The sequence below is a fragment of the Myxococcus sp. CA040A genome, assembly GCF_013336725.1.
Lineage (GTDB): Bacteria > Myxococcota > Myxococcia > Myxococcales > Myxococcaceae > Myxococcus > Myxococcus llanfairpwllgwyngyllgogerychwyrndrobwllllantysiliogogogochensis.
Genome location: NZ_JABUMR010000002.1, coordinates 1161649 through 1186071, shown reverse-complemented (window position 1 = coordinate 1186071; position 24423 = coordinate 1161649). Strand labels below are relative to the sequence as shown.

17 protein-coding genes are annotated in these 24423 nt (G+C 69.2%); 8 read left to right on the top strand and 9 right to left on the bottom strand.

Going from position 1 to position 24423, the window contains the following annotated elements:
- Positions 1–339: 339 nt before the first annotated feature.
- Positions 340–1485, bottom strand: coding sequence for a right-handed parallel beta-helix repeat-containing protein (locus tag HUA75_RS11410; protein ID WP_174486372.1), 1146 nt, complete (start codon positions 1483–1485; stop codon positions 340–342).
- A 129-nt stretch (positions 1486–1614) separates the two neighbouring features.
- Entirely contained in the window at positions 1615–4638 is a 3024-nt protein-coding gene (locus tag HUA75_RS11405; protein ID WP_174459314.1) for an error-prone DNA polymerase, read from the bottom strand.
- A gap of 412 nt (positions 4639–5050) precedes the next feature.
- Here HUA75_RS11405 and HUA75_RS11400 point away from each other — a divergent pair, with 412 nt between their 5' ends.
- From HUA75_RS11400 to HUA75_RS11385, 4 genes are all read left to right on the top strand, one after another.
- A complete protein-coding gene (locus HUA75_RS11400; protein ID WP_174463669.1) occupies positions 5051–5716 on the top strand; it encodes a hypothetical protein in 666 nt (221 codons plus the stop codon).
- A gap of 104 nt (positions 5717–5820) precedes the next feature.
- Positions 5821–6309 carry an NfeD family protein gene (locus HUA75_RS11395; protein ID WP_141648771.1) on the top strand — a complete coding sequence of 163 codons (489 nt, stop codon included), beginning with the start codon at positions 5821–5823 and terminating at the stop codon, positions 6307–6309.
- On the top strand, positions 6309–7433 hold the full coding sequence (locus HUA75_RS11390; RefSeq protein ID WP_141648772.1) for an SPFH domain-containing protein: 1125 nt from the start codon (positions 6309–6311) through the stop codon (positions 7431–7433). The genes HUA75_RS11395 and HUA75_RS11390 overlap by 1 nt, the downstream gene beginning before the upstream one ends.
- 242 nt (positions 7434–7675) lie before the next feature.
- Positions 7676–9178, top strand: a complete 1503-nt coding sequence (locus tag HUA75_RS11385) for an ATP-binding cassette domain-containing protein (RefSeq protein ID WP_174486371.1) — start codon at positions 7676–7678, stop codon at positions 9176–9178.
- Between the two features lie 67 nt (positions 9179–9245).
- On the opposite strand, the gene HUA75_RS11380 is transcribed toward HUA75_RS11385, so the two are convergent.
- A complete protein-coding gene (locus HUA75_RS11380) occupies positions 9246–10226 on the bottom strand; it encodes an NAD-dependent epimerase/dehydratase family protein (protein ID WP_174486370.1) in 981 nt (326 codons plus the stop codon).
- A 130-nt stretch (positions 10227–10356) separates the two neighbouring features.
- On the opposite strand from HUA75_RS11380, the gene HUA75_RS11375 reads away from it, so the two are divergent.
- Positions 10357–10890: an FHA domain-containing protein gene (locus HUA75_RS11375; RefSeq protein WP_141648775.1), complete on the top strand. Its 534-nt coding sequence runs from the start codon at positions 10357–10359 to the stop codon at positions 10888–10890.
- Positions 10891–10902: 12 nt separating this feature from the next.
- On the opposite strand, the gene HUA75_RS11370 is transcribed toward HUA75_RS11375, so the two are convergent.
- A complete protein-coding gene (locus tag HUA75_RS11370) occupies positions 10903–11427 on the bottom strand; it encodes a hypothetical protein (protein ID WP_174486369.1) in 525 nt (174 codons plus the stop codon).
- Between the two features lie 173 nt (positions 11428–11600).
- Between HUA75_RS11370 and HUA75_RS11365 the strand changes: the two genes are divergently transcribed.
- Positions 11601–12176 carry an imm11 family protein gene (locus tag HUA75_RS11365; RefSeq protein WP_174486368.1) on the top strand — a complete coding sequence of 192 codons (576 nt, stop codon included), beginning with the start codon at positions 11601–11603 and terminating at the stop codon, positions 12174–12176.
- An 11-nt stretch (positions 12177–12187) separates the two neighbouring features.
- Here the strand turns inward: HUA75_RS11365 and HUA75_RS11360 are convergent, their stop codons facing one another.
- The 3 genes from HUA75_RS11360 to HUA75_RS11350 all read right to left on the bottom strand — a co-directional run bounded on the left by HUA75_RS11360 (position 12188) and on the right by HUA75_RS11350 (position 15955).
- On the bottom strand, positions 12188–13696 hold the full coding sequence (locus HUA75_RS11360) for a DNA polymerase Y family protein (protein ID WP_174486367.1): 1509 nt from the start codon (positions 13694–13696) through the stop codon (positions 12188–12190).
- 6 nt (positions 13697–13702) lie between these two features.
- Positions 13703–14569 carry an ImuA family protein gene (locus HUA75_RS11355; RefSeq protein WP_174486366.1) on the bottom strand — a complete coding sequence of 289 codons (867 nt, stop codon included), beginning with the start codon at positions 14567–14569 and terminating at the stop codon, positions 13703–13705.
- Positions 14570–14740: 171 nt separating this feature from the next.
- A complete protein-coding gene (locus tag HUA75_RS11350; protein WP_174486365.1) occupies positions 14741–15955 on the bottom strand; it encodes a vWA domain-containing protein in 1215 nt (404 codons plus the stop codon).
- Positions 15956–16214: 259 nt separating this feature from the next.
- Here HUA75_RS11350 and lon point away from each other — a divergent pair, with 259 nt between their 5' ends.
- Positions 16215–18704 (top strand): endopeptidase La, encoded by a 2490-nt coding sequence (lon, locus tag HUA75_RS11345; protein ID WP_141647087.1) that lies wholly within the window; start codon positions 16215–16217, stop codon positions 18702–18704.
- An 81-nt stretch (positions 18705–18785) separates the two neighbouring features.
- Here the strand turns inward: lon and HUA75_RS11340 are convergent, their stop codons facing one another.
- Positions 18786–22355 carry a DEAD/DEAH box helicase gene (locus HUA75_RS11340; RefSeq protein ID WP_174486364.1) on the bottom strand — a complete coding sequence of 1190 codons (3570 nt, stop codon included), beginning with the start codon at positions 22353–22355 and terminating at the stop codon, positions 18786–18788.
- A 149-nt stretch (positions 22356–22504) separates the two neighbouring features.
- Between HUA75_RS11340 and HUA75_RS11335 the strand changes: the two genes are divergently transcribed.
- Positions 22505–23506: an N-acetylmuramoyl-L-alanine amidase gene (locus tag HUA75_RS11335; protein ID WP_174486363.1), complete on the top strand. Its 1002-nt coding sequence runs from the start codon at positions 22505–22507 to the stop codon at positions 23504–23506.
- A 141-nt stretch (positions 23507–23647) separates the two neighbouring features.
- Here HUA75_RS11335 and HUA75_RS47890 read toward each other — a convergent pair whose 3' ends face one another.
- Positions 23648–24415 carry an immunity 52 family protein gene (locus HUA75_RS47890; RefSeq protein WP_174486362.1) on the bottom strand — a complete coding sequence of 256 codons (768 nt, stop codon included), beginning with the start codon at positions 24413–24415 and terminating at the stop codon, positions 23648–23650.
- Positions 24416–24423: the final 8 nt, after the last annotated feature.

Below are 24423 nucleotides of genomic sequence, written 5' to 3'. Positions count from 1 at the left end.
TGCTCCGGCTCAATGGGGCGGTCAGCTGACCTGCTTGCCCGAAGCCCAAGGACTGGAAGGGATCATGAAAAAGTTACTGCTCGGTGAGCGTGCGGTGAGTCGTCGTGTTCCGAGACCGAGGACGTCACGCCGTTCTTCCTCATGGAGTGCACGTCCTGTTGAGCGTCGTGGGAAAGACAGCCCACCTTGCACCTGTGTCTGGGTGAGTGCACCAACACCAACACCAACACCAACACGCGCATCTGCGGCTGCTGAGGCCCCATCCGCCAGGAAGTGGGCGTCCCGGCCCTCATGTCCGGGATGCCCACCCACTCTCACGGGGCGCGGCGAGACCTGACTTCACTCAGCCCCGGGGGTCTGCCGTTCCTCCAGGGACTCGAGCAACGAGTTGGGCGTGGAGTCGAAGGGCACGACCACGGTGGTGCCATTCACATCACAGATGGACCCGGGGCCCGCATCATCCGCGGGGTCCGGACCGGGCCCGGTCGCCGCGCCCCAGTAGTTGCGTGCCGCGTCGATGGGGCCGCCCATGTCATTCACGAGGCCGCAATTGGGCGCCGCCGGGAAGGAGCCCCCCACGCTCTCACCCAGGTTTCCAAAGAAATTGCTGCTACGCACCTTGAGCTGCGCGCCAAACCGCACCCACATTCCGGCGCCCCGGTTTCCAATGGCCTCGTTGTCCTCGAACTCGAAGTCCGAGGTCCCCGAGAAGAGGACGAGGTAGAAGCCGATACCCCTGTTGCCAATGGCCTTGTTCCCCTCGTACGTGCCCTTCTGCCCGCCCACCGCGAAGCCGTGGCCGAACACCTCGTCATTGCCGTTGTTCGTGGCGAGGTTCTCCTTCACGGTGTGCCCCTCCGTGTCCGAGCCAAGAGAGAACCCCATCCCATTGCCCGTGGAGACATTGTCCCTGACCGTGTGGTTGTCCCCCCGGATGGCGAATCCCGCGTCCCGGTTGCCCTGCGCGATGTTCCCAATCACCCGAACGTCGCGCCCGCCCAGGACATCCAGCCCAATCCCATCATCATCCGTGACCTTCCCGGCCCCCGTGAGGGTAAACCCCTTCCCATAGTCGCCGAAGGAGACGTTGCTCGCGGTGATGTTGACGACATCCAGCACGGCCCCGGCGGCGGCGAGCACCGTGACTTGCGCGCCCCCCGTCGACTCGACCTTGAGCCGCTTGTTGATCAGGATCATGCAGCGACACCCCGTCTGCACTTCGGCCGCTTCGTCACCGGGGTCGCTGAAGTCTCCGTCGGCGTTCAAGTCCCCGTAGCGGCCGGGGTGGACGAGGATGCGATCTCCATCGCGAGCATGGGCGATGGCCCGACTGATGGAGCGACAGGGGTTCACCTTCGCGCCACACGTCGCGCTGTCCAACGCGTTGTTGGCGACGTGGAGCGTCCTCGTCGGCTCCGCCATGGATGGCGAAGGCAACCACAGGGTCCCCACCACGGTGACCATTCCGAGCATCTGCCTGAACATGCCAACCTCCTGCCCACTTCCCGCCATGGGCTAACAAGCGCCATTGAATGGCGCGAAGGATGATGGAGTCGCCTGGGACCTTTGTGCAGTGAGGCCCTGGGCTCGGAGTCGGCTCCCCGACAGGTCCTCTCAGGTGCGGGACAGGGATTGGACGAACTTCGTCTTCACGTTCGTCACCTTGCCCGAGCGCTCCAACACGCCCTGCCCCACGATGAACAGGGCGCCGTGGATCTCCTTCCGGCACCGCTCATACACATCCGGAGGCACCACCAGGTTCGCAATCCCTGTCTCATCCTCCAGCGAGATGAAGCACATCCCCCTCGCCGTCGGAGGCCGCTGTCGGCAGATCATCATCCCTCCCACGGACACCGTCCGCCCGGAGGACACCTGCTTCAGCCCCTCCGCCGTCACCGCCCCCAGCTTCCTCAACGTGGGCCGCAGCAGCTCCAGCGGGTGCTTCTCCAACGACAGCCCCACCGTGTCGTAGTCCGCGCAGACGCGGGCAAACACATCCATCGACGGCAGCTCCACCTCCGTGCCGTCCATCGACATCCCGAAGAACAAGTCATCCGAGTCCAGCGGCCCCAGCGCCTGGATGTCCCACAGCGCCTTGCGGCGTGAGCCACAGAGCGACCCCAGCGCCCCCGCCAGCGCCAGGCGCGTCAGCTCGTGCCGGGGAATCCGAGCCCGGCGCGCCAGGCTCCCCACGTCCGTGTAGCCCTCCCCTCGCCCCGCCTCCACCCGCCGCCCCGCGGACTCCCCCAGCCCCTTCACCATCCGCAACCCCAGCCGCAGCGCCTTCCCCCCGTCCTCCAGCGTGCAGTCCCATCGCGAGCACCGCACGTCCACCGGCCGCACCTCCACGCCGTGCCGCTGCACATCCGCCACCAGCGTGTGCGGCGCGTAGAAGCCCATGGGCTGCGAGTTCAGCAACGCCGTCGTGAAGGCCGCCGGGTAATGACACTTCAGCCAGCTGGACGCATACGCAATCAACGCGAAGCTCGCCGAGTGACTCTCCGGAAAGCCGTAGTGTGCGAAGCCCCGGAAGTTGTCGAACCACTCCTCCGCCTGCACCCGCGAGTACCCTCGCGACAGACACCCCTCCACGAAGCGTCCCCGGTACTGCAACAGCATCGACTCCGCGCGCTTGTGGCTCAGCACCCGCCGCAGCCCATCCGCCTCCTCCGCGGAGAAGCCCGCCGCCACCATCGCCAGCTTCATCGCCTGCTCCTGGAAGAGCGGCACCCCCAGCGTCTTGCCCAATATCTCCCGCACCGCCTCGCTCGGGTACACCACCGTCTCCTCGCCGTTCCTCCTGCGAAGAAATGGGTGCACCATCTTCCCGACAATCGGCCCCGGGCGGATGAGGGCAATCTCCACCACCAGGTCGTAGAACGTCCTCGGCCGCAGCCTTGGCAGCATGTTCATCTGCGCCCGGCTCTCAATCTGGAACACCCCCACCGTGTCCGCTTCGCACAACATGTCGTAGACCTTCGGGTCCTCCGCCGGAATCGTCGCCAGCGACAGCTCCCGCCCGTGGTGCTCTCGAATCAGCGCGAAGCACTTCGACAGCGCCGTCAACATCCCCAGCGCCAGCAGGTCCACCTTCAACAGTCCAATCGAGTTGATGTCATCCTTCTCCCACTGGATGACCGTCCGCCCCGCCATGGCCGCGTTCTCCACCGGCACCAGCTCCGTCAGCGGCTCTCGCGTCATCACGAACCCGCCCACGTGGATGGACAGATGTCTGGGAAAGCCCTCCAGCTCCGCCGCCAGGGACAACGTCCGCTGCACCCGCCGGTCGAACGCGGACAGCCCCGCCTCCAGCAGGACCTCCGGCGTCACCTCGAACCCGTGCGCCGCGGAGACCTTCGACAGCCGGTCCACCTGGTCCAATGACAACCCCATCGCCTTCCCCGCCTCCCGCAGCGCCAGCCGCCCGCGATAGCAGATGACCTCGCACACCATCCCCGCCCGGTGGCGCCCGTGCTTCTCATACACGTACTGGAGCACCTCCTCGCGCCGCTCGTGCTCGAAGTCCACGTCGATGTCCGGCGGCTCCTTGCGCGCCATGCTCAGGAAGCGCTCGAACAACAAGCCCATCCGCACCGGGTCGATGGCGGTGATCTGCAGCGCATAGCAGACCGCCGAGTTCGCCGCGCTCCCTCGCCCCTGACACAGAATCCCCTGCCGCCGCGCGAAGCCGACGATGTCCCACAGCGAGAGGAAGTAACCCGCGAAGTCCAGCGCGGCGATCAACCGCAGCTCGTGCTCTATCTGCTTCACCACCTCCGGCGGCACACCCGCCGGGTAGCGCACCCCGAGCCCCTCGTACGTCAACACCCTCAGGTGCTCGTCCGCCGTCCTCCCTCCTGGCAGGTCCTCCTCCGGGAAGCGGTAGCGCAGGTCATCCAGCGACGCCCGACACCGCGACGCCAGCTCCACCGTCCGCGCCAGCGCCTCCGGCCGGTCCGCGAACAGCCTCGCCATCTCCCCGGGCCCCTTCAGCGTCCGCTCCCCGTTGGGCCACAGCCGCGTCCCCGCCTGGTCCACCGTCGTCCCGTGCCGCACCGCGCTCAGCACGTCCTGGAGCGGCTGACGTCTCCGGTGGTGCGTGTGCACGTCGTTGTGCACCACCAGCGGCACCCCCAGCTCCCGCGCCAGCACCTCCGCGCGCGCCTCCCGGGCCGAGTCCCCCGCCGACAACGTCCGGCACAGCCCGACATGGAAGCGCTCCGGGAACGCCTCCGCCAACGGCGCCACCCGCTCCAGCGCCGCCGGCTCCGGCAACAACGCGAGCAGCCCGCTGGAGCGCTCCGCCAGCGCCCGCCACGGCAACCCCGCCTCCCCCTTGGGGTGCGTCATCCGACTGCGCGACACCAGCGCGCACAGGTTCGAGTAGCCCCCCGAGTCCGCCGCGTACACCACCACCGGAGGCCCGTCCTCGAGCGTCAGCTCGGCCCCGAGGATGAGCCGCAGGCCGTGCTCCTTCGCCGCGAGGTGGGCCTTCACCGCCCCGTACAACCCATCCGCGTCCGTCAGCGCCAGGGCGCTCAGCCCCAGCCGCGAGGCGGTGAGCACCAGCTCCTCCGGATGCGAGGCACCGCGCAGAAACGAGAAGTTGGAGCGACAGACGAGCTCGGCGTAGTCCACACCCGATCAAGACACTGACCAGCCGTTCAGGCGCTAGGTCGGATCTTCGTTCAGCGACCGAGGGACTCGCCGGGTTGAGGCACGCCGCACGCGCCCCGACGCACCACGTCCTCTTCGGGCCTCCAGGGCCTCGTTCCGCGACTCCGGCGCCTGCCGTCCGCCACCCGCCGCCGCGCCACGACGTTTCCAGACAGCCCTTGGGCCGAGCCCCTCGTCCAAACCCAGACATGCCATCTCCAGGCCTCGCCCCCCTGTCCGCGCAGCAACGCTCAACTCCTGAGAATCACTGTCACGCGAGTCCCCGGTGCCTACCGTCGCTGTCCGCCCGGCGCCGCCCTCTCCCGGAAAGGCGCCCGTTGCCACGGACGGCATCGGCCCATGTCGCCACGACACCTCTCGACGAGGAGGACTCATGTCCCTGCACGGCCTCAACCGCTTCGCCCTTCCCTTCACCCTGGTCCTCGCGTCCGCCCTGCTCTTCCCGGCACTCGGGCTCGTCGGCGAGACGCAGGCCGCTTCGCGCAAGAGCGCCCCCTGTGGGGTGAATCGCGAGCTGTATCTGGGCACCTACAAGGGCCGCGTGTTCAAGGAATGGCAGACACCGCTCACCGATGAGCAGCTCAAGGACCCGTTGACCCGCATGGCCAATGATGCCCTGCTCAAGAACAACTACACGCTGACGGTCCGCTTCCAGCGCGACGCGCGGGGCACCTACCAGGCGGAGACGCTGGTGCAGTTCGACAGCCTCACCCCCGATACCGTCGGCCCCAGCCACAAGGACACCAGCAGCTACCTGCTCAACCTGGACCGGGAGCCCGCCAAGGTGGAGTTCGTCGTGACGCGGCGCCCCGCGAAGACCTACGCCACCCGCCCCCAGGAGCCACCCCGCACCGGAGGCATCGAGAAGACCACCTCGCGGCCCAAGCCCACCAGCCACACCCTCGTCTTCAAGGAGACCCTCGCCCTGGACGCCCTGGACTGCGACAGCGGCGGCGTCCCCCAGCGCCTGCTCTTCACCCGGACCATCGGCGGCCAGCAGCCCATCGTCGAGACGCGGGAGCTGTTCCGTACGAAGTAGGCGCGCCCAAGCCCCCTCACGGGGCCCCATGAAGGCGTTCAGTCCTTTCGTCCCCGCCCGCCCGCGTTTGACAGGACGGGGAACCGACTGACAAAGAGATCTTCATGGACCTGACCCCCGCCGCCTGGCAGCTCTGGATCGTCGCCGCCCTCGCCTGCGGTGGGCTGGAAATCAAGCTGTCCGGCTTCGGGCTCGTGTGGTTCGCGGTGGGGGCGCTCGTCTCCTCGCTCGCCGCGGGCCTCGGGCTGACCTTCTTCCTCCAACTGGCGCTCTTCGCCACCGTCTCCATCGGCCTGTTCGCCGCCTCGCGCACCCTGTTCAAAAACGTTTTCATGCGGAACGCTTCGCACTTGAAGACGGGCGTCGAGGCCATGGTGGGGCAGGAGGCGGTGGTGATGGAGTCCATTGAAGGCCCCCACGGGGGCACGGTGCGCATCAACGGCGAGCTGTGGACGGCCCGCTCGCTGTCCGGCGCCATCCCCCAGGGGGAACTCGTCACCGTGGAGCAGGTCGAGGGACTCAAGCTTTGGGTGCGCCGCCCTTCGGCGACGTTGTCGGTTCCCGAGGCGGAACAGAAACAGGAGAAAGTCTGATGGACGCGCTGACCTTTGTAATCCTTGCCGCTCTCGTGGGGCTCGCGGGCTTCGTGCTGTACACCTGCGTCCGCATCGTTCCCCAGGCCAAGGTCATGGTGGTGGAGCGGCTGGGCAAGTTCCATGGCGTCGCCACCAGCGGCCTCAACCTCCTCATCCCTTTCCTCGACAGCCCCCGCCCCATCGAGATGCGCACGGGCAACCGCTACATGCGCAGCACCATGGTGGACCTGCGCGAGCAGGTCATGGGCTTCGAGACGGTGCAGGTCATCACCCACGACAACGTCAACATGGAGGTCGGCTCGGTCATCTACTACCAGATCGTCGACGCCGCGAAGGCGCTGTACCAGGTGGAGAACCTGGCGCTGGCGATTGAACAGCTCACCATGACGAACCTGCGCAACGTCATGGGCAGCCTGACGTTGGACCAGACGCTCACCAGCCGCGAGACGGTGAACACCCGGCTGCGCATGGTGCTGGACGAGGCCACGGAGAAGTGGGGCGTGAAGGTGACGCGCGTGGAGTTGCGCGAAATCGAGCCGCCCCAGGCCATCAAGTCCGCCATGGCCAAGCAGATGACCGCCGAGCGTGAGCGCCGCGCCGAAGTGACGAAGGCCGAGGGCGACAAGGCCGCCGCCATCCTCCAGGCCGAAGGCCAGAAGATCTCCCGCATCCTCCAGGCCGAGGGCGAGCGCGACGCGGAGGTCGCCCGCGCCGAAGGCCACAAGCGCGCCACCATGCTGGAGGCCGAAGGCAAGGCCGAGGCCACGCGCCTCACCTTCGAGGCCATCCACAGCGGCCACGCCACCCCGGAGGTGCTCGCGCTGCGCTACATGGAGACCCTCCAGGAGATTGGCAAGGGTGACAACAAGATGTTCATCCCCTACGAGGCCACCGCCACCCTGGGCGCCATCTCCGTCATCAAGGACGTCTTCTTCGCCAAGGAAGACGCGGCCAGACGCCCCGCGCCCCAGGCCCCGGGGACGCGTCCCGCGCCCACCGCCGCCTCCCTGAGCGCCCAGAGCATCGCCCGGAGCAACGTCATCGCGGAGCCCGCCACCCTCACCGGCGCCAGCGCTCCGCAGGCGCGTCGTCCCCGTCCTCCCTCCGAGCAGGACGAGTAGACCGCTGTCCGGAATCCGTCTTGCTCGCCGTCCAGGCTGGCCGGCGAGCGAGACGGGGTTGCATTCCGCCCCGGCGCGCGTCATAGATTTCGACGCACGCATCCACCGGAGGGCCTGACACCCCCTCCCTACGCGAGGTCGACGTACCCTTGAAGCTGAGCCGCTGAGTCCCAGGTCTTTTGGCCTCACCGCGCAGGGCCGCCCCTTGGGCTGGCTCGCGCCTGGATTCAGGAGTTCGCTTCATGTCTTCCCTTCGCGCGCATCGCGTGTCGTTCGCCTATTCCGACGCTGTCGCCGTCCTCTCTGAAGTCGACTTCCATCTGGCGTCCGGCTGGACAGGGCTCGTGGGCGCCAATGGCGCCGGCAAGTCCACCCTGCTCCGGCTCCTCTCGGGGGAGCTTGCGCCCACCGAGGGGCACATCCAGTCCGAGCCCCCCTCGCCCACCCTGCGGCTGTGCCGCCAGGAAGTGGAGGCGCTGACGCCGGACATCACCGCCTTCGCCGAGTCGTGGGACTCGCTCGCGCGCAGGCTGCACGGGCAACTGGGGCTGGACGTCTCCGCGCTGGAGCGCTGGTCCACGCTGTCCCCGGGCGAGCGCAAGCGGTGGCAGGTGGGCGCGGCGCTGGCCGCCGAACCGCACGTGCTGCTGCTCGACGAGCCCACCAACCACCTGGACGCGGAGGCGCGGACGTGGCTCGTCTCGGCGCTGAAGCGCTTCAAGGGCGTGGGCGTCGTCGTGTCACATGACCGGCCGCTGCTGGAAACGCTCACCACCGCCACGCTGCGCGTCCATGGCGGCGATGCGCGGCTGTGGCCCGGGGCCTACTCCGCGGCGAAGCAGCACTGGGAGGCCGAGCGCGAGGCGGAGGTGGGCGTCTATCAACAGGCCCGCGCGGAGCAGCGGCGCGCGGCGCGACTGCTCGACCAGGCCCGACGCGAGCAACAGTCCGCCGACGCGGCCCGGAGCACACGCAAGCGACTGAAGGACAAGAACGACAACGACGCGCGCTCCATGGGCGCGTCCGTCGTGGCGGGCTGGGCGGAGAATCACGCGGGCCGCCGCGTGGGCATCCAGCGTCGCGAGTTGGAGCGCGCCACCGAGGCAGTGGGTGAGTTCACCGCGGACAAGACCGTGGGTCGCTCCGTCTTCGTCGACTACGTGCGCTCGCCCAACCCGTGGCTCTTCACCCTCGACGTGCCGGAGCTGCGCGCCGGGGACGTGCCGCTGCTGGGGCCCGTGAATCTGTCCGTCGGCCGCGAGGCGCGGGTGCGCATCGAGGGTCCCAACGGCGCGGGCAAGAGCACCCTGGTGCGCGCGCTGCTGGAGCGTGCTCGCGTGCCCATGGAGCGCGTGCTGTATCTGCCGCAGGACGTGGGCGCGGAGGAGGCGCGGACCACGCTCGACGAGGTGCGCGCCCTGCCTCCCGAGGAGAAGGGGCGCGTGCTGTCCCTGGTGGCCGCGCTCGGCGTGGACCCCGAGCGGCTGCTGGGCTCGGAGCAACCTTCACCGGGAGAGGTGCGCAAGCTGCTCATCGCTCGGGGACTGGGACAGCACGCCTGGGCGCTGGTGCTCGACGAGCCCACCAATCACCTGGACCTGCCCTCCATCGAGCGACTGGAGGCGGCCCTGCGTGAGTATCCCGGCGCGCTGCTGCTGGTGACGCACGACACCGCGTTCGCTCGCGCGTGCACCTCCGAGGCCTGGCGCGTGGAGCATGGCCAGGTGGAGGTGACGGCCGGGTGAGGCCGGGCGGGAGCGCGACTCCAGCGCGATGATGCGACCCGTCCCCCTGGACCATCCCGGGACTGGCTCACGTCCTGAACTGGGGGTGCTCCCGCTCCCACGCCTCCAGTTGCGCGAGCCCCTCTTCCACGGACACGCGAGGACGAAAGCCCGTCTCGCGCTCCAGCGCGGAGGGGTCCGCCCACGTGCCGTCCATCTCTCCTGGCTGGGCTGGCAGTGGACGCAGCACGGCCCGCGTCCCCACGTGTCGTTCCAGGACGGCCACGAAGTCGCGCAGCGAGACGGGCTCGCCGCGGCCCACGTTGAGCAGTCGATACGGCGGTGTACCGGAGGGCGGGCGGTCCAGCACGCGCAGCACCGCCTCCGCCACGTCGTCCACGTGGGTGAAGTCGCGCCGCATGCGGCCCTCGCCGTAGAGGTCGATGGGGCGCCCCTCGCGCAGGGCGCGGAGGAAGCGCAACGGCGCCATGTCCGGACGCCCCCAGGGGCCGTACACGGTGAAGAAGCGCAACCCGCTGGTGGGCAGCGCGTGCAGGTGGCCGTACGTGTGGGCCAGCAACTCTCCGGCGCGTTTGGTCGCGGAGTAGACATTCAGCGGGTGGTCGGCCGAGGCGCTCTCCGCGAAAGGGGGCGGCGTGTCAGCGCCGTACACGGAGCTGGAGGAGGCATAGACGAGGTGCTCCACCTGCGTGGCATGCGCCTGCTCGAGGACGTGGAGAAACCCCGTCACGTTCGCGTCCAGATAGGACCGCGCGGAGGCGCTCGCCGTCCGGACGCCGACCCTCGCCGCCAGATGCACGACCCGCTCGGGGCGCTCTTGCTGAAAGATTCTCGCGAGCGCGGCGGCATCGGTGATGTCGACCGGATGACAGGTGAAGTGCTCGGCGCCGGGGGTGGTGCGAAGTCGGGCCAGGCGGGCCTGCTTGAGCGGCACATCTCCGGAGGGGTCCAGGTTGTCCACGCCGAGGACGGTGTCCCCTCGCGCCAGCAGCCTCGCGCTGACGTGGTGACCGATGAAGCCCGCCGCTCCCGTGACGAGTACCCGCATGCAGGCCGCACGCTCCCATGCCCTCTTGGGGGATGCCACGTTCACGGTGTGACGGACTCCCTCGCCGAGCGTCCAGGAGGGCTCGACAGCCTGCTTCCCGTGGCCCCTGCTTGGACGTAGGGTGAGCGGCATGGTGTCCGTGAACCAGCTCCGACCCTTCGCCGAAGCCTCGCTCGAAGCCTTCCGGGCCGCGTCAGGCCCGGTGGCGCTCATCCAGCAGCCCGTGGACCCGGTGTTCCGAAGCGTCGCCCAGCAACTGACGGGGGCGCGCACGGTGGGCATGGCGCATCGCTCGCGCATGACGGAGCGGCTGCTCGCCATGCTTCGCGACTTCGACAACCTGGAGGTGCACTTCCTCAACCCCAAGGTGGATGGCGAGGAGCTCACCGTCGGCCGCTCGGAGTGTGACCTGGTGGTGCCGGACCCGTCCGTCTCCCAGCACCACGCCACGCTGCGGTGGAATGCGGCGACGGGCGGCTTCCTCGTGCGCGATGCGCAGTCGATGAATGGCACGTGGATCAACGGCGCGCCCCTGGGGTTTCGGGCGCAGGTGACGCTCAACGACGGCGACACGCTGGCGTTCGGCGACGCGCAGTTCCTCTACCTGCGCGCGGAGACGGTGCACGAGCACTTGCGACTGGCGAGCCCTCGGCCGAAGCCCTGAGGGCGTGGGGGCTCAGGGCACTTCCTTGACGGCCTGGATGACGGCCTTGCGCAGATAGGAACTGTAGTCCGTCTGCGACTGGTACAGGCCAATCATGGCGACGGTGCGGCTCTCCTTGCGCCAGATCAGCTGGCCGTCGGGAGAGACGACGCCGGCCTCCAGCACCACGTCGGCGCGGCCCATGGTCTGGACGGCGGAGACGTCGACCCAGGACAGCACGACGACGACGGCGGCCTCCGCGTCGTTCTCACGGATGACGGACACGACTTCATCCGTGGAGGGCGAAGGCGCCGCGGAGATGCGTGTCCCGGCGACCTCGAAGCCCCGCTCTCGGAGGACGGCTTCCGTCGAACCGGAGAGGACGGTGCGAGGGTTGCCCTCGCCCATCAGGTCCTCGCGGTAGGACGCCGAGGGCAGTGAGTCCACCCGCGAGCCGACGACCACGACGACCTTGCGGATGGCCCCCGCGGGACGGACCTGCGGCGCGGCACATGCGGTGACGAACAGGGACAGCAGGAGGAGAGCGGAGACGCGCATGGGGGCCTGGGGGAAAAGGTGGTCGCTCTGCATAACCACCAGGGGCGGGGATGGGCAAACCGGTGAAGCCTGAGGGTGCATGCCTCACGCCTCCCGCGATGTTCCGACCCGCTGAGACGGAGGGTGCGAGCAAGGAAACGTCATGAGACGATGCACCCTCGAGGAGCGTGTCGATGCCAGGCCCGAACTACTACATCTTCAACGACCTGCTGGAGGACTCCGCTCTTGGATTCCAGCACTCGGAGATCTGGAAGCTTCCTCTCACCCGCGCGTCATGGATTTCCGGCGCGCGACACCCCAAAGCGATTGCCACGCCAATCCAGGTACAACTGAACCCCAGGTTCGGGACCGAGCTGCTCGATTCCTATCACGAGTCCATTCCTGTCTGGTCGGACCGTCTCATCGAGGTCCTGCGCGCTGCGGGCGTGGACAACCTGGATGTCTACGATGCCGTCATCCATGATCCACGGACGGGCCTGACGACTTCCGCGTTCAAGGCCGTGAACGTGCTCGGCAGCGTCGACTGTGCCGACATGGAACAGTCGGAATATGATCCCCGGGCCGAGCGTGGTGCACGTGAGTTCATCAAGCTGGTCATCGACCCCACGAAGACGATGGGGTTGAAGATGTTCCGGCTCCATGAGCGCCCAACCCTCTTGCTCATCCACGAAGACGTCAAACAAGGCATCGAAGCCGCTCGGCTGAAGGGAATTCGCGCCGACCCGGTCTTGCAGCATGTCCGCAATTGATTGCCCATCCCTCAGTCAAACAAGCCCTGCAGATAAAAGCGGCCGTCTCGCATGTCTCGGAACACCCACGCCGGGCCCAGTCCCTCGAAGTGCACCCGGTAGTAGTCACGCTGGAAGGGAGACTCGGACCACCATTCCCCTCCCAGTCGCTCTGGCCCTGTCACCGCCGTCACCCGGTGCCGCCGCCCACCCACCCTCGCGGCCAGCAACCTGCCCGTCTCCGCCACCTCCGCGTCCAGCCACGCGGGCTCCACCAACAGCCGCGAGGGCCGCTCCCGGAGCCCCCCGCCCTCCGCGCGTTCCACGCGAGCCCCGCCCAGCTCCCCCGCCCACCCCTTCCGCGCCTCCGGAGGATGGAAGCCCTTCGCCCCATGCGCGCCCTCCGGTCGGTGCACCGCCTCCAGTCCCGCCGCGCAGAGCGACTCCTCCCCCAGCGTCGTCACCAGTCGCGACAACACCACCTCCAGCGCCGCATCCCCCTCCGGTTCATCCCCCAGCGAGAGCTGCTGCTCCCGGTCCTCCGAGCACTCGTCCACCCGCGCGGACACCTCCGCCACCGGGTTCTCCAGTCGCAACTCCTCCAGCCGGTGCCGCGCCAGGTCCAGCAGCAGCTTCGCCTCCGCCGTGGGCCTCGCCAGCGCCAGCGTCACCTGCTGCTGCCCCGACGGATCCAACTTCAGCGTGAAGGTGATGCGCACCGCCGCCCGTCTCCGCCCCGCCAGCCGCGCCCCCAGCCTGTCCAGCAACGTCTTCAGCGCGAAGCGCAGCGGCTCGAACGACTCCGCGGGCCACTCCAGCACCCGCCGCTCCTCCAGCACCTCCTCCAGCACCTCCGCCACGAAAGGCGTGTCGTCCGCGCCCCCGCACCGCGCATGCACCCGCGCCCCGTTCGCCCCGCCGCGCGCGGCCACCGCGCCCGCCGGCAACGCCGCCACCTCCCCCAGCGTGGTGAGCCCCAGCGCGGAGAAGGACGCACCCTCCCGCCCCTCCAGCGCGGCCAACGGCAACGGCGCCAGCGCCCGAGCCGAATCCCCCAGCGGAATCACCTCCACCCGCCGCGCCCCGTACCGCGCCAGCGCCCGCGAGGTGAACGCCTCCGAGGCCACCGCCACGTGCGCCCGGTACCCCAGCTCCGAGCACAGTGCCAACGCCCGCGAGCACAGCCCCTCCTCGCCTCCGGACAGGTGCGCCGCCCCCGCGTCCAACCACAGTCCATCCGGCGCGGAGAGCTGGAAGCCCGGCCCCAGGCACAAGAGCGCCTCCCCCAACGCCACCAGCGCCCGGGCCTCCTCCTCCGGCCGATAGGGAAAGTGCCGCAGCTCCGGATCCAGCGCCGTCGCCGCCGTGAGCGTCGTCCCGGGCCGAACCCCCGCCTTCAGCGCGGACGTCGACGCCGCCGCCACCCGCCGCTGGCCGCGCGACTCCTCCACCAGCACGAAGGGCCGCCCCGTCAGCTCCGGGCACTCGATGACCTTGCGCTGCACCGGGAAGCGCGTGAAGTGAAGATACGCCCTGCGCATGGGGCCTCAGTGCGTCGCCGAGGCCGCGCGCAGCCCCGCTCGCAGCGACGGCATGGCGCCATCCCGCCCGGGCCGCTGGCCCTGGATCCCCAGGCCATTGCGCGCCACCCACGCCCCCTCCTTCAGGAAGTCCGGCGTGGCATCCGCATCCAAGGGCCCCACCTCCAGCAACCGTCCGCCCCCCTCCAACCCCAACTCTGGATACAGCGCGCTCCACGGCACCACCGCCCGCGCCCCCGTCCCACCGCGCCGGCTGCGCACCACCTCCACCGACCACCCCTCCCCATCCCCCGACTCCGTCCGCAGCCGAGTCATTCCATCCGCCGGCGCGTCCGGCGAGGTGAGCAGCAACAACAGCCCGCCCCCCCGCTCCGCCGCGTCCGCCAGCTTGCGCGCCTCCGCGAGCCCCACCCGAGGAGACCGCCCCGCCGCCCCCACCCCTCGCGTCAGGTCCAGCACCACGCAGGCGAAGGCCCCACTCCGGGCGAGCTGCACCGCCGCCCATACCCGCTGCTCGGGCGCCTTGGGACGAACGATGAGCAGCCGCTCCAGGTCCACGCCCTGCGCCGCGGCCGCCGGGGGATAGAGCTCACGCGGCCCATCCACCCACGCGCACAGCCGCTCCTCCCGGTGCGCCGCCGCCACCGCGCTCAGCGCCAGACTGGTCCGCCCGGAGGCCGCCTCTCCGCACAGCTCCACCGCCTGTCCCAGCGGGAAGCCGCCCGAGGGCAGCAGCGCGTCCACCGCCTCCATCCCCGTGCGAAGGACGGACAGGTAGCGCCGGGGCGCCGCCTGCAACTGGCGGATCCGCTCCCGGAGCTGGTCCACGACCGAGCCCGCCGGGCCCACCCGCTGCTCCAAAGCCGCGCCCATCTCGCCTCCTCGCCGGAACCCGGCACACCGAACGTCCGACTGGACGGCAGTTCAGTATGCTCACGGGTCTGACGTGCGCCCGCCCAGGACGCACGGCGATGGGTGAGGCGACACGACGCACCGGCTCGGATCCACTGGCCCGAGGCCAGGGATCTCAAGCCCCTGCACGTCCTATCCGGCGCAGATGACCTTCACTTCCACTTTCTCGTCATCCGCCCGGCGCAGGCAGCTGCCGCCGAAGTAGATGCGCGCGGGGCGCTCCTCACCGGACGGCTCGTACGTCAGGTCGCCCGCGGCCACCGAGCACCGCTCCACCGTGCCCCCGGCGCGCGTCAGCTCCACCTGCGCCAGCCGCGGATCCGGCAGGTTCACCACGTCCAGGCTCTGCGCCACCGCGGCCAGCTCGGCGATGCCCAGCAGCGTGTCCCGGTAGCTCGCCCGGCAGATGGAATCCAGGTTGTCGAACTTCGTGTCGAACTTCTCCGACATCGCCCGGTGCCGATGCCCAGGCCCGTACGACGTGGGGCAGTCCACGTTGCGCACGTACGTGCCCTGCGGCGTGACGTCGAGCACCAGCTCCGCCCGCTTGTCGCTCAACGCCACCGGTCCCACCGTGGCCCAGAGCACCTCGCGGCGCCCGCCCTTCGAATCCCGCAGGGAGCTGAAGAACTCGAAGTACTCGTCCACCGTCGTCAGCAGCGCCGCGTTCTCGCTGCACTTGTCCACCGACGTGTCGTCCGGGACGGTGACCGGAGGCGGACGCAACTTGGAGCTGCAGTCCTCCTCGTCCGTCACCACGACCACCAGCAGCCGAGCCCCATCCCGAAGGAAGCCGCCGTTGCCTCCCTCGCCGATGGAGGTGTTGGCCAGGGGCTCGGAGACCGCCAGGCGCACGGCCTCGAAGGGGGACTCCTGCCCGCTGCCCGCCGTGCCCTGCTGCACCAGCCGACGGAAGCGCTCCAGCAGGTGCTCGTCCGTGCTCTCGATGTAGCGCGCGTCCGAGGGCTGTCCATCCGCCTCCGGAACAGCCTGGAGATGTCCCGACTCGGCGGGGTATTCGCGGTATTGCTCCACACCCTGGAAGAGGATCCGCCGGTACACGGACGTGGTGATCACCCCCACGCGGAAGTCCTGCGTCACGCCGCCGCCCTCCTGGAGGGCCTTGATGAACGCGGGCAGCTCGGTGGCGATGCCGGCCTGCTCCTCGGCCATGGAGGCCGAGTTGTCGATGACGAAGAGGATGTCCGTCTTCTGCGGAGCCACCACCGGGGACTCGCTCTGACACTTGCCCGGAAGGGTGGATCCCGCCTCGTCGACAGGCGACGCACAGGACGCCACCCAGAGGGCCGGCAAGAGGAGCAGGGGGGCACAGGGCTTCAACTTCATGGCGGCCTCCTAGGAGGCGGCGCGCCCAGGCGGCGCGACGCATCAGGGCTGGGGGGGCGAGCATGCCCCACCCCAGGCCCGGACGCGAGACAAGGTGCAGCGTCTGGCATCCGACTTGGACGTGGAAAATCGCACACGGCGTTTGCCATGGGCGTTTTGGTTGTTACGTTGGTTCATCTGCCGCAGAAAACCGACAGATGTTCACCGGCTCGGCCGCTCGCACGGCCGGGCTTGAAGACGAAGGAAGAGGCCGAACTTCATGTCCGATGAGAAGAAGAAGGGCACCGCCGCGAGCGCCATGCCCACCGCGATGGCCCCTCCCGGGCTCATCAACAAGGAAGACATCCCGCAGGTGCTCCCCATCCTGCCCCTGCGCAACAGCGTCTTCTTCCCCGGCGGCGTGCTCCCGCTGGCCGTCGGCCGTCAGAAGACCATTGCCCTGATCAAGGACGCGGTGCGCGACGACCAGGTCATCGGTGTCGTCACGCAGCGCCGCGCCGAAGAAGAGGATCCGGGCGCCGCCGACCTCTACACCATGGGCACCGTCGCCCGCATCGTGAAGCTGCTCAAGATGGGCGAGGACAACTACTCGCTCGTGGTGCAGGGACTCGCCCGTTTCCGGGTGGTGGAGCTGGTCCAGGAAGCCCCCTACCTCAAGGCCCGCGTCGACGCGGTGGAGGACAAGACCTCCGCTGAAAACGTCGAAGTGGAGGCCCTGGGCATCAACCTCAAGAAGCTGGCGCGCGAGGTCATCGAGCTGATGCCCGAGCTGCCGGCCGCCGCCACCGAACTGGTGGAGAGCATCACCCACCCCGGCCATCTGGCGGATCTGATCGCCGCCAACGTGGACGTGCCGATCGAGGAGAAGCAGGCCGTCCTGGAGACGGTTGATCTCAAGGCGCGGATGAAGCTCGTGCTCGAGCTGCTCAACCGCAAGCGGGAGATCCTCAAGCTCTCCAACAAGATCGACTCCGCCGTGAAGGGCGAGATGTCGAAGACCCAGCGCGAGTACTACCTGCGCCAGCAGCTCAAGGCGATCAAGGAAGAGCTCGGGGAGATGGGTGAGGAGGAAGAGGAGCTCGACGAGCTCCAGGAGCGCCTGAAGAAGGCGGCCCTGCCTCCCGACGTGGAGAAGGTGGCGAACAAGGAGCTCAACCGCCTGAAGACCATTCCGGCGGCCTCCAGCGAGTACACCGTCGCGCGCACCTACCTGGATTGGATCGCCGACCTGCCGTGGTCGAAGATGTCCGAGGACAACCTCGACATCGAGAACGCCCGGCAGCAGCTGGACAAGGACCACTTCGGCATCAAGAAGGTCAAGAAGCGCATCCTGGAGTACCTGGCGGTGCGCAAGCTGAAGAACGACATGCGCGGGCCCATCCTGTGCCTCGTCGGTCCTCCGGGCGTCGGCAAGACGTCGCTGGGTCAGAGCGTGGCCAAGGCCACGGGCCGCAAGTTCGTGCGCCTGTCCCTGGGCGGCGTGCGTGACGAGGCGGAGATCCGCGGCCACCGGCGCACCTACGTCGGCGCGCTGCCCGGCCGCTTCATCCAGAGCATGAAGAAGGCCGGCACCAAGAACCCGGTCATGATGCTCGACGAAATCGACAAGCTCGGCGCGGACTTCCGCGGCGACCCGAGCGCGGCGCTGCTCGAGGTGCTGGATCCGGAGCAGAACAACACGTTCAGCGACCACTACCTCGACGTGCCGTTCGACCTGTCGAAGGTCATGTTCGTCGCCACGGCGAACCAGCTCGACCCCATCCCCGGTCCGCTCCGCGACCGCATGGAGATCATCGAGCTGTCCGGCTACACGTTCGAGGAGAAGCAGAGCATCGCGCGCATCCACCTGGTGCCCAAGCAGCTCAGGGAGCACGGCCTCAGCGCGGATCACATCGAGATCACCGACGAGGCGTTGCTGACGCTGACCACCTCGTACACCCGCGAGGCGGGCGTGCGTAACCTCGAGCGGCGCATCGCGGACATCTGCCGCGCGGTGGCGGTGGAAGTCGCTGGCGGGAAGATGGACAAGCAGACCATCGACTCGGAGCGCGTGAAGGAGGTCCTCGGGCCCGAGATGTTCTACTCGGAGGTCGCGGAGCGCACGGAGGTTCCGGGCGTGGCCACGGGCCTGGCCTGGACCGCGGCGGGTGGCGACCTGCTCTTCATCGAGGCGACCAAGATGGCGGGCAAGGGCGGCATGACGCTCACCGGCCAGTTGGGCGACGTGATGAAGGAGAGCGCGACGGCGGCGCTGAGCTACCTGCGCAGCAAGTCCGAGCAGTTGGGCATCAGCTCCAACTTCCTCGAGAAGACGGACCTGCACCTGCACTTCCCGGCGGGCTCCATCCCCAAGGATGGTCCTTCCGCGGGCGTCACCATCCTCACCGCGCTCACCAGCCTCCTGACGGGCATCCGGGTGCGGCACGACACGGCGATGACGGGCGAGGCCACGCTGCGTGGCCTGGTCCTGCCGGTGGGTGGCATCAAGGAGAAGGTGCTGGCGGCGCACCGGGCGGGCATCAAGCGGGTCATCCTGCCCGAGCGGTGCCGCAAGGACCTGGTGGACGTGCCGGATCAGGCCAAGAACGAGCTGGAGTTCATCTTCGTCACGCAGATGGACGAAGTGCTCAAGGCCGCGCTGGAGACGTCGCCGTTCAAGTCGTCGGCGGGGACGCCGGGTGGCGAGCCGGGCAAGGAGCCGCTGCCTCCCCAGGCCGCGGACGCCAGCTCTCCCGAGGTCCGCGCTTAAGCGCGCAGGCCGCTGAGATGTGACACGGGCAGGTTCCTCTTCCGAGGGACCTGCCCGTTGTCTTTGCGGGTCTCGGCGACGTCAATGCCGCGTCGGAGGCGTGTCCTGCGCGTCGGGCCCGGAGAGCCGCTGGGCGAGCAGGCCGAGCAGCTCCTGGGTGGAGAGCCGGCCCGCGCCGTCCTTGCCCTCGAGCACGTCCGCGACGAGCGCGCGCTTGTGCTCGTGCAGGGAGAGCATCTGCTCTTCAATCGTGCCGCGCGCCACCAGTCGGTAGACGGTGACGGGACGCTCCTGACCGATGCGGTGCGCGCGGTCCGAGGCCTGGTCCTCCACGGCCGGGTTCCACCACGGGTCCAGGTGGATGACGCTGTTCGCGGCGGTGAGGTTGAGGCCGAAGCCACCGGCCTTGAGGGAGATGAGGAACAGCGGCGCGGTGCCCTCCTGGAAGGCCTTCACCGCTTCCGCGCGGGCCCTGGGGGCCGTCTGCCCGTCCAGGTACTCGTAGGTGATGCCCCGCGCGTCCAGCACCTCTCTCACCAGCGCCAGGTGCGAGGTGAACTGGCTGAAGACCAACGCGCGGTGGCCCTCGGAGCGCAGCTCCTCGACGAGCTCCAGGAAGCGCTCCAACTTGGAAGACTCCACGCGTGACGCGGCGTCATAGAGGCGCGGGTGCGAGGCCAACAGTCGCAGCCGGGTGAGGGCCGCGAGCACCTCGAAGCGCTGCTCGTGCTCGCGCTCACGCCGCTCGCGCATGACCTCCGGACGAGACTCCAGCGAGGAGATGGCCGCCAGTCGCGCGTCCTCGTACAGCGTCCACTCCGCCGAGGACAACACGACGGGCACACGCACGTCGGTGCGCGGGGGAAGCTGCGCCTCCACCTGGGCCTTGGTGCGACGGAGCAGGAAGGGTTGCAGCACGCGAGCCAGCGCGGGGGCCGCCGTTGGATCCACCCTTCGCTCGATGGGAATCGCGAACCGGGTGCGGAACGCCTCGTGACTGCCGAGCAGCCCCGGGAAGACGAGCGAGAACACGCTCCACAGCTCTCCCAGGTGGTTCTCCAGCGGGGTGCCGGAGAGGGCGAACTTGAAGTCTCCCTGGAGGGCCCTGGCGGCGCGGAAGCGATGCGTGCCGGCGTTCTTCAGTGCCTGGGCCTCGTCGAAGACGATGGTGGCGAAGCGCAGCTCGGACAGCCGGCCGATGTCGCGCGTCAGCAGGCCATAGCTGATGACGAGCACGTCCCGAGGCCCCAGCCGTTCGAGCAGACCGCCCCGGTCCGCCGCCTCGGAGAAGAGCCGCATCCGCAGCGAGGGCGCGAAGCGCTTCGCCTCGTCCATCCAGTTGAAGGCCACGGAGGTGGGCGCCAGCACCAGCGCGGGTCCGTGCTTGCTTCGCTCCAGCAGCACGGCCAGCGCCTGCACCGTCTTGCCCAGGCCCATGTCGTCCGCCAGCACCGCGCCCGCGCCCCATGACGCCAGCCGCGTGAGCCACCGGAAGCCCTCCGCCTGATAGTCGCGCAGCTCCGTCTTCAGAGTCGCGGGCACCTTCGGCTTCAACTCCTTCGCGGCGAAGATGCGCTGGACGAGCCCTTGCCAGGTCTTGTCCGCCTCCAGCTCGGCCCCCGCGCCACTCAGGGCGGACAGGGACTCCGCGGCGGCCGGGCCCACCTCCAGTCCGTGCCTCGACTGGTGGGCATGGTCCGCCAGTCGCTCCAGGTGCTGGCGCAGCGCCTCTTCGACCTCCACATAGGTCTGGTCCTTCACCAGGACGAAGCGCTCCTTGCGGCGCGCGGCATCGAGCAGCCGCGCCAGCTCCACGCGCTCCCCCTGCACAGCGAGCCCGCCGAGCATTCCGAACCAGTCCCGCTTGCGCTCGACGGAAATCTGGAGCGCGCTGGCTCCACGGTGGGCCGCGATTCGCAGCGGCGAGCCCAACCACTCCAGCTCCGGAGCAGGCTCCATCTCCTGACACGCGGCGAGCAGTGCGAGCGCGCCCTGCACTCCCGAGAACGAATAGGAGAAGGGCATCACCTGCGGCTCCGCGAGGCCGAAGGGCAGGCGCGTCTGGAGCGACTCGGCCAGCGCGAGTTCCTTCACGAAGTCGCGCACCGTGTGGGCCGCGTCGTTGCCACGGCGCACGTAGACATCCCGGGGTCCCTCGCCAGGGATGAAGGAGGCGCTGTCCGGGAGGGCACGCACGCGCAGGTCCACGCGCACCGCGCCGCCCGGCTCGATTTCGAGCCGCAGCACCGGGAGCTGGAGCACGGGGACGCGCTCACCCATGACTCCGCGAGGCAGGGCCACGGGCAGGCGCACCGCCAGCTTCGCCAGCTTCTCCAGCAGCACGCCATGGCTCTCCGGCGGGAAGACGTTGCCGTGGCGCTGGAGCACCGTGACGAGCGCGCGGACCTCCGGGCCCACGTCCAGGAGGGTGAGCCGACGCGCGCCTTCGTCCCAGAGGAAGAGGGCCTCCTCGGGCTTCGACTTGCGCACGCGGTCCACCATCGACGCGGACAACGTCGCGCCCTCCACGCCCGCGGTGACGACGACCGCCCCACCCCGCTCCACCGCGACGATGCCCACCTTGGCGCGCTCGACCTGGACCAGCAGGTCCTGCGTCCCCTCCTGGTAGAGCCGGGGATGGTCCACCAACTCAACGAGCAGCGCGCGCGAGGCGGGCCCATCGTTGTCCGGGAGCAAGGACGCGAGGCGCGCGTCGAGGGAGGACAGCTGCGCGCCGTGCTCTTGCAGCAGCTTGCGCCGGCTCACCTTCGCCCCCGTCGAGCGCTGGCCCTTCTTGGTGCGCCGGTGCACGTACGGATGCACCTCCACGCCGTAGCCCTCGATGACGTCGACGCGCCAGGAGACCTCCACGCCCGAGCCGCTTCCGAGCCCCTCGTCGAGCGCGCGCTCCAGCGCCCGGAGTGTGCGATCCCACCCCGGCCGCACCAGCTCATCGAGCGTCTCGCCGAAGCCCTCCGTCCAGGGTTGGCGCAGCCACAGCAGCACCGTGTCGATGGCCGCGAGCAGATGGACACAGGGCGGCGCGCCACAGGTGCAGTCGGCCTGCACGGCGGTGGGCGTGAAGGTCAGGCTCGCCTCGGGGAGGATGAACCCCATCTGCGCGCCGTAGGGCAGCTCCGAGCAGCGCGTCTCACGGAAGCGGAAGCCCGGGAGCTCGGGGTCGAGCTGGAGCGCGTCGCGACTCAGCGCGCTCGTGGGACGCGGAGCGACGGTGCCGGGCGCGCGGGCGCGGAGGTCCAGCAGCAGGCCGTGGACGCGGTGCGTGCGAACGTCCTGAGGGGGCGCGAGGCGCTCGGGGAGCGAGGCCCGGGTCTGCTCCGCGTTCCGCCGCTCCTCTTCCACGAAGCGCCATGCGAGCAGCGGGAGCAGCTCCTTCATCTTCGGAGATGGGAGGGACTCCTGGCTCCAGCGGGTCCGAGCCTCCTCGCTGAGCATCTCCACCAGGCGGCGGCGCGCGGTCGCTGGACGGGCCTGGGGCAACAGCGCGGCGTCCACCAGGGGCGTCAACACCGTGAGGCTCAAGCGGGACAGATGCTCGATGCCCTGCTCCCGCAACCAGGACCGCAGTGCGCCCTCCGTGGCGAAGTGTGGGACAGACGAGGGAACAGGCTGCGGGCGCTCCACGGACATGGCCCTTCGCTTCTTCGCGAAGCGGCGGGGAAACGCAAGCGCCACGGCGAGGCGGACAGGCAGGCAACCCTCCTTCCACGACTTCCGCTTTCCTGCCCTTCCACGGCACACTGCGGAACGACGCTCCCTTGCCAGGCGTCGCACCTGCCATGACCAAATCCGCTGGAGTGTGGGGACTGGGCTTCATCCTGCTCGCCGGGCCCGCGTGCCTGCGAGCCTCGACGGAGGCGAAACCGGCCACCCTGCCCGTCGACCCGGCTGCGGTGAAGGAGTCGGTGGAGGGCAACCGCACCTCCCTTCCCACCGCGCCGGCCGAACCCAAGGGCGTCGTCGTCGAACCTCCGACGAAGCCACCGTCCGGGGAGCCCGAGGCCCTCCGCTCGTCACCGAAATGGCCCGCTTCCGGGGCGCCCCTGACGCTGGTGTCGGCACGCTTTCCCCAGGGCTTCGGCAAGCAGCGCGTGTACCTGGACGCGGGACATGGAGCGGAGGGGAACACCGGCACGCGGTCCGTCACCTGTGAGGACGAAGAGGTCTTCACGTTGCGCGTGGCGGAGGACCTGGCCCGGCGCCTGGAGGCCACGGGGCGCTTCGACGTGCGCATCAGCCGCAAGTCGGGGCAGCGAGTCGCCTACGCGGACCGGCTCGCGGAGGCCGAGCGTTGGGGCGCGCACGTGCTGGTAAGTCTGCACTCGGACTCCCGGGGGACGGCGCACCCGTGGTCACCCACGGCGGGCCAGGAGTGCAACCGGCAAGATGAGACGCCAGGGTTCAGCGTGCTCTGGTCCGAGGAGGCCGAGCCTCCCCTCCAGGCACGACGGGCCACGCTGGCGCGGGCACTCGCCCGGAACCTGTCCCAGGTGGGATTCCTGCACTACGACGGCGTGGACTACACGGGGCTCTATGCCGCTGACTCCGCGCAGGCCGGGGTCTTCGTGGCGAGAGAGCCTACGCACCGACGCATCTTCGTGCTGCGCAAGCCGACCATCCCTTCCGTCATCATCGAGACGCACCATGCGCTCGACTTCGAGGAAGCCGCGCGGTGGCGTGAGGAGCGCACGCTGGAAGCCTTTGGCTCCGCGGTGACGCAGGGGCTCGTGGACGCCTTCACGCCGTCCATTGTCTCAGCGCCCCAGGCGAACAGCCGCTGACGAGCAAGTACGTCACCTTCGCAAAGGCACGAGAAAACCCCGGCAGGACGCGCTGTTGCCCGCTGGAGCCTCGGTTTCGCTCGGAAACGTCATCCCGCCCCGCCCCATGCTGATCCCCCAGAGGGCAGGGCACAAGGGTGGTCAGGGAGCGATGACGGACCGCATCAGACCCGCCTTGGCCAGCAGCCCTCTAACACGTCGCGCCAGTGCGACATGCTCGGGGTTGGCGACGCTGAATGGCTCGGGCGTGAGGAAGATAAGCATCCCCTTGTCCTCCACCGGCTCGATGCGCACTGGGGCGGGAAGCGGCGGCACCGTGCCCCAATGACGCGCGAAATACGTCACCCAGCCGAGCCAAACGGCGGCCACGCCGCCCTCGTTCTCGTCGTCCATATCCCGATGGGTGCGGGACATGGCTACAGCCCAGTCGGGCTCCCAGGCAACCGCCATGCTGCGCAACACGTGTCCCAATACGGAAGCAGTGAGCACTCGCTCGGCATCGGGTCCCCTCCTGGGCAGCGACATGAAGCAGGAGTTGGGAGTAGCCCCACAGTAGTCCCCGCACTTGATGCGCATGTCCGCACCCTCGTGTGGGAGGCCTCCGTTGTGGAACCAGACACGATAGCCCAAATCCTCGAAGACAGGCCCACCCTTCTCACGATTGACGCCTCCCCGAAACACCTCGGTGAGGGTGTTCACGTCAGGGGGCGTCAGGGGGTATTTGCGCGCGTCCTTTGGTGACTTGGCGGTTTTGTACCAGTGGGCCAGGGAGGGGTCACACGGGGCCAGGAGGTTGATGAAATCCGCCGCTCGCCGCGCACACTCGTCGGGCGCCTCTCGTCTCGGGCCCCAGTAGGCTCCGGCAAAGTGGGATTCAGGATAACGCTCTGGAGCGGGTTTGACGGTCACGTGGGTCT